The following is a 5,306-nucleotide window of genomic DNA, read 5'->3' on the forward strand; positions in this document are numbered from 1 at the left end:
GTACTTACTTCAACTGTTTCACCATGGACTCGACTTTTTAATCGTGGGCTCGCAGCGACTGGCTTCGCTTGATAGTTATCTGGCACATAAAAAGGGGAGTGGTTCGTCACCGTCATTATATAGATAAAGGTTGGTTTGGATGCTTCTTCAAGAATTTTTTGTGCTAACTTGAAAGTATATTCATCTGCGACTCCCCATGTCCCGGCACTTTTTTTCGCTGCGGGGAATGTATCGATAATTGTGTTTTCGTCGTAAACGTGATCAAATCCTTGCAACGGAAGGTAACGTGATAGATTTCTCCACATTGCATTGCCACCATAGATAAAAATGGTTTGGTATCCTGCACGCTCATAAGGTTCTATGGCACTATCTGACAGAGGTTTTGCACTATAAGTTGAGTGGCTTATTGTGGGGATGTCACTGTGAAAGAGCATCATGACGATGCTATCAATAGTGGCAGAAGTACTGGCTAAGAAACGCGTAAAAACGAATTCTTGTTGGAAGTAAGGGCGTAGCCTTCCCAATAAATCATTAGTTTCTTTATTATCCTCAACCAACATATTCATCCCCATGCCTTCCATCAAAGTCATAACGACATGAGGCGGGTTATTTTTTAAATAGTCGTTATTTAATGTTCTTTCAAAGGGAGTGGATTTACCAAGCACAGCAAACATTTGTTCTCTTAATTCTTTTTCTTCTATCGAGGAGAGGATCTCTTGTTTTTGATAATCACTCCGTGCCCAATCAAGAGCCATAAAAGCATTGGGAACTGCTGCATTTAGTAATGGCAGCTCGGATACACTAGCATGATAGCGTTTAAGTGGTAGTGATCCTATCGAACCGCGAGCGACGATAAAATAAGCAACAACAAACGCTGCTATCGCCATGCAATACATGATATGTGATCTTATTGACAGGGATTGGTAACGTTCATTTGAGTTGTATGAGTTGTATGAATTGTATTTTATACAAAAAGTATGCCCGAGAAAAAATGCGATAATAATTGTGGCTGTAATACCTGATAATAATGGATAGCTTTGCCAAAGCGTATCCATGATTGCTTGACTATCATCGTCAAACAAACCAAATAGGAATACATCAAGATGGTTACCATATGCTAAAAAGTAGTAAACATTTATTGCAGAGGCTAGGATCATTAAGGCATAGATGACAGTCGCATACCAACTCGAGATTTTTGTTATTTTTTGGAAAAAACGTGCCGAGGTGAGGCTTAATAAGCCAGCGAGTATCAATGGAGCAAAACCTATAGCTACTATTTTTGCGTCAAATCTGAATCCAACCCATAATGCCCTAAGTAGATCTTGAACGCGTATGTCGAGTTCGATGTCAGTATTCACAAACCACAATAATGCCAGCCGCCCAAGAGTGAGAATGGCAAGCCCTGGCAATATATAGCGAAAACTCATTATAAATAAAAAACGAAAGCGATATTGATACATACCTTATACTTATACTTTATATATAGTTTTCACTATAACACTGTTTAGCTCGCTGTCATGATTGGGTTGCCTGAGACGCCTTTAAGCTGTGGGGTAGATAACAAAAAAGGCCCCGCGGGGCCTTTGTGGTAGCGATGCTAGTACTAGCTGGCGAGTTGGCGCAGCACGTAGTGGAGAATACCGCCATGGCGGTAGTAATCCCACTCAACTGCAGTGTCGATGCGGACGTTGACGTCAAACTCGATGGTTTTATCATCCCGAACTGCACGAACCTTGAGGGTAGAGGGTTCGCCGTTGATCTCCTCAAAGTCGAACACTTCTGTGCCATCCAATCCAAGTGATTCAACGGAATCACCCTCTTTAAATTGCAGTGGCAACACGCCAAAGCCCACTAAGTTAGAGCGGTGAATACGCTCGAAGCTTTCAGCAATGACGGCTTTGATACCCAGCAAGTTGGTGCCCTTGGCGGCCCAGTCACGGCTTGACCCTGTCCCATACTCTTTACCCGCAAGGACGACGAGTGGCGTGCCGTCCGCTTGGTAACGCTGCGCAGCGTCGTAAATACTCATTTGTTCATTGGTGGGCAAATAAGTCGTCATACCGCCCTCGGTGCCCGGCGCCATTTGGTTTTTTAAGCGCACGTTGGCAAAGGTGCCACGTACCATCACCTCGTGATTACCTCGGCGTGAGCCGTAGCTGTTGAAATCTTTTGGCTCAACGCCTTTGGACTTCAAATACTCGCCTGCAGGGCTATCTGGTTTTATCGCCCCTGCAGGTGAGATATGGTCAGTCGTAATAGAGTCGCCCACTTTCACCACACAGCGTGCGCCCTTGATGGGTTTCATCTCGGGGAGCGCCATGGTCATGCCATCAAAGTACGTTGGTTTTTTAACGTAGGTGGAGTCTGGCCATGAGTAAATCTCATCTTCAGGGACTGGCAGTTTCCGCCAAGCGTCTGTGCCGGCAAACACGTCCGCGTATTTGTCTTGGTACAGCCCGTCGGTCATTGCTGTCTGAATGGTTTGCGCGACTTCCTGTGGCGTTGGCCAAATGTCGTTGAGGTAGACCGGCTTACCGTTTTTATCCTGTCCTAATGGCTCTTTAAGGACATCGACATTCATATTACCCGCCAGTGCATAAGCCACGACAAGCGGGGGTGAGGCTAAATAGTTGGCTTTTACATCTTGGTGAATACGGCCTTCAAAATTACGGTTACCGGACAGCACGCTAGTCACCAATAAGTCGCCAGCGCGAATGGCTTCAGTGATAGGCTCTGGTAATGGCCCTGAGTTACCAATACAGGTAGTACAGCCAAAGCCGACGATGTTAAAGCCAAGCTCAGCCAGAGGCTCGAGTAACCCCACATTCTCTAAATAGGCAGGGACAACCTGTGATCCTGGCGCAAGCGAGGTTTTCACCCACGGTTTTGTTTTTAAGCCAAGCTCGCGTGCTTTTTTTGCCACCAGCCCAGCAGCAACAAGCACGGCAGGGTTCGAGGTGTTGGTGCAGGAAGTAATTGCTGCGATGACGACGGCCCCGTTCTCAAGTGTAAATGTTTCTCCCTTATACTTGACTTGAGTATCGCCTTGTTCGCGCACACTGGGGTTATCGACCGCAGTTTGCCCGCCTTCACTGGCAAAACTGGCGATCAGGTTATTTGCTGCCGCTTGCTCTTTTTCCAACAGCTGATCGAATTGGGTTTTGGCATCGGTTAATGCAATTCTATCCTGCGGGCGTTTGGGGCCGGCAAGGCTTGGAACCACATCACCGAGGTCGAGATGGAGTGTGTCACTATAATCAGCCACCGGTGCATCATCATCGCGCCACAAGCCCTGTGCTTTGGCATAGGTTTCGACCAGCGTGATTTGATCGTCGGTGCGTCCTGTTAGGCGCATGTAGCTTAGCGTTTCTTCATCAATCGGGAAGATGCCACAGGTTGCACCATATTCGGGTGCCATATTGGCAATGGTTGCGCGATCCGCAAGCGGCAATTTGGCGAGACCGGGGCCATAAAACTCAACAAATTTACCCACCACGCCGCGCTCGCGTAGCATTTGAGTGACGGTGAGTACCAAGTCAGTTGCAGTGGCAGACGCAGGTAGCTCGCCTTTAAGCTCAAAGCCGACCACTTCAGGAATGAGCATGGTGATAGGCTGGCCGAGCATCGCCGCTTCCGCTTCGATACCACCCACGCCCCAGCCAAGCACACCTAAGCCGTTGATCATAGTGGTATGTGAGTCAGTGCCCACTAGTGTGTCTGGCATGGCTAGCTTATTGCCGCCTTGCGCTTCCACTAATACTCCCGGGGCTAAATACTCGAGGTTCACTTGGTGTACGATCCCCGTGCCGGGGGGGACGACGCGGAAATTCGAAAAGGCTTGCTGACCCCAACGTAAAAATTGGTAACGCTCGCTGTTTCGTTCGAACTCAATCTCGGTATTTTTCTGCAAGGAGTCAGGATTGCCGTAGTCATCCACCATGACCGAGTGGTCGATGACAAGATCAACCGCACCAAGCGGGTTAATTTTGGCTGGATCGCCTTTTAAATCGCGCATGGCGGCACGCATGGCTGCGAGATCCACCACGGCAGGTACGCCAGTGAAATCTTGAAGCACGACACGTGCAGGGGTGAAGTTTACTTGATCTTTACCGGCAGCATCAGCTTGCCACTGGCAAAGGGTTTTGATGTCCTCTGCCGATACATTCTTACCGTCTTCTTTGCGCAGCAAGTTTTCAAGCAGCACTTTTAGGCAGTAGGGCAAGCGGCTGATATTAAATTGATCAGACAATGCATCGAGACGAAAGTAATCGTAGGTTTCACCATTGACGTGTAGGGTACGTCGCGTGTTGAAACTGTCTTGGCTATTGGAATGAGATGTGTTGCTCACGGGTGCCTCCCCAAGTCCGTTATTGTGAGTAGAAGCGAGGTAGATAAGGACACCTCGCTCGGGGGATTGCTTGTTTTTACAGCACTATTGTAAATGCGAGATTGATTTAGTTAAAGCTTAGTTACTATCGTGTGGCCGATAACTGCCATCGCTGAAACCTTTTTATTCAGGGTGAGCCTGTTTATCGGGTTTGGCGATCATCGCGTCTTGCGGATAGTAAACAACGCCGCGTGGCTGACCTTGGCGATCGAAGAAAGCGTTGGGACGATGGTGACCGAGTAAACGTGCCCAGCCAATGCGGAGGGCGGTTCTGATCACTAAGCTAAGCGGAAAGCGAGGGTGGACATTTTTTTCTGGGATGGGGGAACGTGCGTCTTGACCTTGCACGTACCAACGAACAGGGCCAATTTCTTCTTCGTTATCCCCTTCGATGTGATAACAACTACTAATAATGCCGATAAAAGGGATAGCTGCGCTAATCGTATTCGCTATCGGTGTATGGCAACAGCTCGCGTACCAGCGATAAAGCCCTTTTTCGGATAATCTCGCGCAGGAAAGCTTATCTCGCCCTCGGTACACGCGTAACTGCGCTGGCGTGATTTGTAGGATTTCTGTGCCGCCACCGGGCCTTAGCTCGGTATGGTAACCCAGTTTTTCAGCGAATGCTTGGCAGTCTTTGCAGTAACAAACGCAACGCTGACTGCGTTGTGCATCAATAATTTCTCCCGCCACTTGGCCACAAGCACACTGGATATTCAACCTTGTCATTCTATCCTCTCCCGCGCATCAAAGCGTGTCTTTACAGTGTAGAGGATGAGCAAAAAAATCGATGCAGAGTGTTTGATTTATAACGCTATCTGAACATGAAATTCCTCTGAATTACGCAGAATGGCAACTTTTCGTGACATTTTTGTCCCATTTCCACCTTCTAAAATAGGGCAATAGACCAACTATGCAG

3 protein-coding genes are annotated in these 5,306 nt (G+C 47.9%); all 3 read right to left on the minus strand.

Features of this window, described 5'->3' with window-relative positions; translation table 11 throughout:
* The coding region (locus BZG83_RS15740; RefSeq protein ID WP_131825109.1) for an LTA synthase family protein at nucleotides 1-1,460 on the minus strand (1,460 nt) is incomplete at its 3' end.
* Nucleotides 1,461-1,603: 143 nt separating this feature from the next.
* Complete coding sequence (gene acnA / locus BZG83_RS15745; RefSeq protein ID WP_077481962.1) at nucleotides 1,604-4,348, minus strand: aconitate hydratase AcnA; 2,745 nt, start codon at nucleotides 4,346-4,348, stop codon at nucleotides 1,604-1,606.
* 162 nt (nucleotides 4,349-4,510) lie between these two features.
* A complete protein-coding gene (locus tag BZG83_RS15750; protein ID WP_077481964.1) occupies nucleotides 4,511-5,116 on the minus strand; it encodes a DUF6151 family protein in 606 nt (201 codons plus the stop codon).
* Between the last annotated feature and the right edge of the window lie 190 nt (nucleotides 5,117-5,306).

Origin of the sequence: Salinivibrio sp. PR919 (assembly GCF_001995355.1) — a bacterium.
Classification (GTDB): domain Bacteria; phylum Pseudomonadota; class Gammaproteobacteria; order Enterobacterales; family Vibrionaceae; genus Salinivibrio; species Salinivibrio proteolyticus.